Source organism: Bacteroides sp. 1001302B_160321_D4 (assembly GCF_015667765.1).
In the GTDB taxonomy this organism is placed as follows: Bacteria; Bacteroidota; Bacteroidia; order Bacteroidales; family Bacteroidaceae; genus Bacteroides; species Bacteroides xylanisolvens.
Genome location: NZ_JADPLO010000125.1, coordinates 1 through 4,516, shown reverse-complemented (window position 1 = coordinate 4,516; position 4,516 = coordinate 1). Strand labels below are relative to the sequence as shown.

The following is a 4,516-nucleotide window of genomic DNA, read 5'->3' as shown; positions in this document are numbered from 1 at the left end:
AGTACACAGAGGTTTTAAACTTACTTTATAGGAAGAATTTCCTATCATTGTTCCTCTGTGTACTCTGCGTCCTCTGTGGTGAAATCTCTTCTATTCTTTAACTTCTTTTAGCAATATTCCTTGCAGCATTCCTCAAACTCTTGCGTCTAATGAGTAAAACGACGCAGACATACGTTCGATTTTAAAAAAAAGTAATTGACTTTGGAAAACGAGATAGAACTGATAAAGGGCTGTCGGGCAGGAAAGGATTCAGCCCGAAAGGAACTTTACACCCTCTATTCCAAACAGATGCTGGCGGTATGTTTCCGCTATACGGGCGATATGGATGCGGCGCACGATGTACTGCATGACGGTTTCATCAAGATTTTTACCAACTTCTCGTTCCGGGGCGAGTCTTCGCTCTGTACATGGATAACCCGGGTGATGGTTACTCAATCACTCGATTTCCTGCGGCGGGAGAAACGAGTCAGCCAGTTGGTAGTGCATGAAGAGCAGCTTCCCGATATACCGGATATATCGGACTCGGGAGGAGGGGCTGGAATCTCCGAAGAGCAATTGATGGCTTTTATTGCCGAATTGCCGGATGGTTGCCGAACCGTTTTCAACCTTTATGTGTTTGAAGAGAAATCGCACAAGGAGATAGCCAAGATGCTTCACATTAAAGAACATTCGTCTACTTCGCAGTTGCACCGGGCCAAGTATTTGTTAGCAAAAAGAATTAAAGAGTATAGGAATCATGAAGAAAGAAAATGATGAAATAACCGATCTGTTTCGCACGCGTCTCGCTGATGCAGGGATAAGTGTACGGGATGGCTTTTGGGAAGAGCTCTCGCAGGAAATACCTGTGGCTTGCCAGCATCGTCGTCGGATTCTGCTCTTCCGTGTGGCGGCTGCGGCATCTGTATTGCTCGTTTTGGCGGCCTCGTCGGCTACTTTCTTGTATTTCTCACCCAAAGAAGAAATGGAAGAAGCATTTACAAAGATAGCCGTGACAAATGGAGGGCAGATGGATGGAGATGGAATACGCGTCAATCAGTTACCGTTGCCGGTAGAACCGGTGTTGCCGAAACCGGCTCCAAAGTCTTACGGTATGCTGTCACAATACACGGAGGAAGAAGATTCGCTTTCTATCACTTTCTCCATGTCGTTTTCTTTTTCCGCCACTACTTCTACGGGAAATGGCAACCGATATGGTAATCAAGGGAATAACGGCTTTTGGCAGGCAACAAACGGTGATACGGAATCATCTGTTGCTCCGGAAGAACAATCGAATGTGAATGTGGCTCAACCCGAAGCGGTGAAAAAGCATCGCTGGGCGATGAAAGTTCAGGTAGGCACGGCGCTTCCGGCTGATAATGGCACTTATAAAATGCCGGTTTCCGCAGGGGTAACGGTAGAGCGTAAACTAAACGAATCTCTCGGAATAGAAACCGGATTACTTTATTCAAACCTTCGTTCGGCGGGACAGCATTTGCACTATCTGGGTATTCCCGTTAAAGTAAATGTAACACTGGTAGATACGAAGAAATTTGACCTTTACGCTACCGTAGGCGGAATAGCCGATAAATGTATCGCCGGCGCGCCGGACAACAGTTTTAAAGAAGAACCTATCCAACTGGTAGTGACTGCCGGCATTGGAATCAATTATAAGATTAATGACCGACTTGCTGTTTTTGCCGAACCCGGAGTTTCGCATCATTTCAAAACAGATTCGAAACTGGCTACGGTACGAACGAAACGGCCGACTAATTTTAATTTACTTTGCGGACTTCGCATGACGTATTAATCCTTATGAAAATGAAAAAAACACTACTAATGCTGTGGATGGCTGTTTGCCTGATCGTATCTTTTACAGGATGCACCAGCGAAGAAATGGATTATAACAATCCGGATGTTGCCCTTTTTGTGAAACAATTGAAGTCGGGTACGTACAAGATGAAGAATGATAAAGGGGTGGTGGAGGTCCCTCATTTTACGGAAGAGGACATCCCCGAACTTTTAAAATATGCAGAAGATCTGACCATTATTCCTTCTTTTCCGTCGGTTTATAATATGAACAACGGTAAGATTCGGTTGGGCGAGTGTATGCTTTGGGTGATTGAGTCTATCCGCCAGGGCACACCGCCGTCATTAGGTTGCAAAATGGTATTGGCGAATGCCGAAAATTATGAAGCAATCTATTTTCTGACTGATGAGGAGGTGCTCGATGCAGCCGCTTGTTATCGTAGTTGGTGGGAAGAGCGCCAATATCCGAAAACAAGATGGACGATCGATCCGTGCTACGATGAGCCGCTTTGTGGATCGGGTTATCGTTGGTGGTAACAAAGGAGGAGCTTTCGGAAAGTAAAAAATAGGAAACATTCATGTGGGAACGTTTGTTTGTATCAGTAGTCTTATGCTGCTGACAGGGGATTACTACGCTCAAAAGACCGCTTCTCGTAGGAGAATATAGGTGGTAACGTAAGGGAGAAACGTATGTGCATTAGTGTATATGAAGTGCTCCAAAATAACAGGTAATGAAAGAGGATAGAGGATGGATAGATTGAAACGGTTTATTGCAACGATGGTACTGTGCCTGACGGCTTTATTTGCATATTCGCAAGTATGGACGGCGCAAGACTCTTTGCATTTGAAGAAATTGCTGGAGAGTGACCAGGAGTTGCATTTGAATATGGATGCTGTAAAGTCGATTGATTTCGGAACTGCGGTTGGTACTCCCCGAATGTCGGAGGAGAAAAGCTGGATGATGCCTGATGAATCGCTTCCTGAAGCATTGCCTAAACCGAAAGTGGTGTTGAGTTTGATGCCATATAAAGCGAATACCCGTTATAACTGGGACCCTATCTATCAGAAGAAGATAAAGATTGATAAAAACACTTGGCGGGGAGATCCTTTCTATGAGATACGCCATCAAAGATCCTACTCGAACTGGGCACGTAATCCGATGGCGAAAGGGGTGCGTAAATCTTTGGATGAGATACAGGCGAGTGGAGTACGTTTCCGACAGTTGAGCGAACGTGCCAATGGAATGATGGTGAACACGGTAGTGATGGACGCACCTATTCCCTTGTTTGGTGGAAGTGGGGTATATATCAATGGCGGAACGGTCGGCGGACTTGACCTGATGGCTGTCTTTACCAAAGAGTTCTGGAATAAGAAAGGCAGAGATAACCGCGCCCGCACATTGGAGGTTTTGAGAACTTATGGAGATTCTACAACTGTGTTGATAAATAAACCGATTGAACAGATTGCACGCTGAAGACGTTATAATGATGTGTTGATGTAACAATGTGTAATGTACTGACTTGAGAGCGTTTGTAATTGAATAATTAGTATATTTGTGTATTGTTATGTTGGCGCATTGTTATATAACTCTGTCGTTATCATTGGTATTTTGGCATATTAAAACATAGATAAATAATTAATTATGAATAGAATTACTTCCCTTCTGGGTATTCAATATCCTATTATTCAAGGTGGTATGGTGTGGTGTAGCGGTTGGCGTCTTGCTTCAGCCGTGAGCAATGCCGGCGGATTGGGATTGATCGGCGCCGGTTCTATGCATCCGGACACTTTACGTGAACATATCCGTAAATGTAATGCGGCCACAAAATTTCCCTTTGGAGTGAATATCCCTTTGATGTATCCCCAAATAGAAGAGATTATGAATATTGTAGTGGAAGAGGGAGTGAAGATTGTTTTTACCTCTGCCGGAAATCCGAAAACGTGGACCGGATGGTTGAAGGAGCGTGGAATAACAGTTGTTCATGTCGTTTCATCTTCTCGTTTTGCTATGAAATGTGAAGAAGCCGGGGTGGATGCAGTAGTAGCTGAAGGTTTCGAAGCCGGAGGGCATAATGGACGGGAGGAAACAACGACTTTCTGTTTGATTCCTGCTGTGCGTGAGGCTACCACATTGCCTTTGATAGCCGCGGGAGGTATTGGTACAGGAGAAGGAATACTGGCTGCTATGGTGTTGGGGGCGGAAGGTGTGCAAATAGGAACACGTTTTGCGCTGACTGAAGAAAGTTCAGCAAGTCCGGTATTTAAAGATTATTGTTTGAGTCTCGGTGAAGGGGATACTAAGTTGTTGTTGAAAAAGCTGGCTCCGACACGATTGGTAAAAAATGCTTTTCGTGAAGCGGTGGAGAAGGCTGAAGATAGTGGTGCTACTTCCGAGGAACTAAGAACTTTGCTCGGACGCGGACGTGCTAAGAAAGGTATCTTCGAAGGTGACTTGGAAGAAGGTGAACTGGAAATAGGTCAGGTCTCGGCAATAATATCCCGTCGACAGTCGGTGGCAGAGGTGATGAATGAATTGGTTGAATCTTATCGGCAAGCTGTGGAGAAAAAATATTTGTTTGAACGATAAATGATAATTTTGCGGAGTGCCCTGAAAGGGCTTAATTATATAGCGTAGGGCAACGCCCTACGTAAAAACGACAATCTGAATTTGCGCCCTGAAAGGGCATAATTGTATACAGTTCCGCCCTTTCAGGGCTTGTGGCTGGTGTGT

General features: G+C 44.8%; 5 protein-coding genes. All 5 read left to right on the top strand.

What is annotated here, in order from left to right:
• Positions 1 to 201: 201 nt before the first annotated feature.
• The 5 genes from KFO40_RS25160 to KFO40_RS25140 all read left to right on the top strand — a co-directional run bounded on the left by KFO40_RS25160 (position 202) and on the right by KFO40_RS25140 (position 4,372).
• Positions 202 to 753 carry an RNA polymerase sigma factor gene (locus tag KFO40_RS25160; RefSeq protein WP_004300758.1) on the top strand — a complete coding sequence of 184 codons (552 nt, stop codon included), beginning with the start codon at positions 202 to 204 and terminating at the stop codon, positions 751 to 753.
• Positions 737 to 1,786 carry an outer membrane beta-barrel protein gene (locus tag KFO40_RS25155; protein ID WP_211146922.1) on the top strand — a complete coding sequence of 350 codons (1,050 nt, stop codon included), beginning with the start codon at positions 737 to 739 and terminating at the stop codon, positions 1,784 to 1,786. Before KFO40_RS25160 ends, KFO40_RS25155 begins: the two co-directional genes overlap by 17 nt.
• 11 nt (positions 1,787 to 1,797) lie before the next feature.
• A complete protein-coding gene (locus KFO40_RS25150; RefSeq protein WP_008644616.1) occupies positions 1,798 to 2,322 on the top strand; it encodes a DUF4943 family protein in 525 nt (174 codons plus the stop codon).
• A gap of 211 nt (positions 2,323 to 2,533) precedes the next feature.
• The gene (locus tag KFO40_RS25145; protein WP_004314511.1) at positions 2,534 to 3,259 is read left to right on the top strand and encodes a DUF4858 domain-containing protein; all 726 of its coding nucleotides are present in this window, start codon (positions 2,534 to 2,536) and stop codon (positions 3,257 to 3,259) included.
• Between the two features lie 168 nt (positions 3,260 to 3,427).
• Positions 3,428 to 4,372 (top strand): NAD(P)H-dependent flavin oxidoreductase, encoded by a 945-nt coding sequence (locus tag KFO40_RS25140; RefSeq protein WP_008025783.1) that lies wholly within the window; start codon positions 3,428 to 3,430, stop codon positions 4,370 to 4,372.
• Positions 4,373 to 4,516 lie beyond the last annotated feature (144 nt).

Bases quoted from the DNA above. Each gene is read 5' to 3' on its own strand.
- KFO40_RS25140 (WP_008025783.1), top strand. From the start codon at position 3,428: ATGAATAGAATTACTTCCCTTCTGGGTATTCAATATCCTATTATTCAA.
- KFO40_RS25155 (WP_211146922.1), top strand. From the start codon at position 737: ATGAAGAAAGAAAATGATGAAATAACCGATCTGTTTCGCACGCGTCTC.
- KFO40_RS25150 (WP_008644616.1), top strand. From the start codon at position 1,798: ATGAAAAAAACACTACTAATGCTGTGGATGGCTGTTTGCCTGATCGTA.
- KFO40_RS25145 (WP_004314511.1), top strand. From the start codon at position 2,534: ATGGATAGATTGAAACGGTTTATTGCAACGATGGTACTGTGCCTGACG.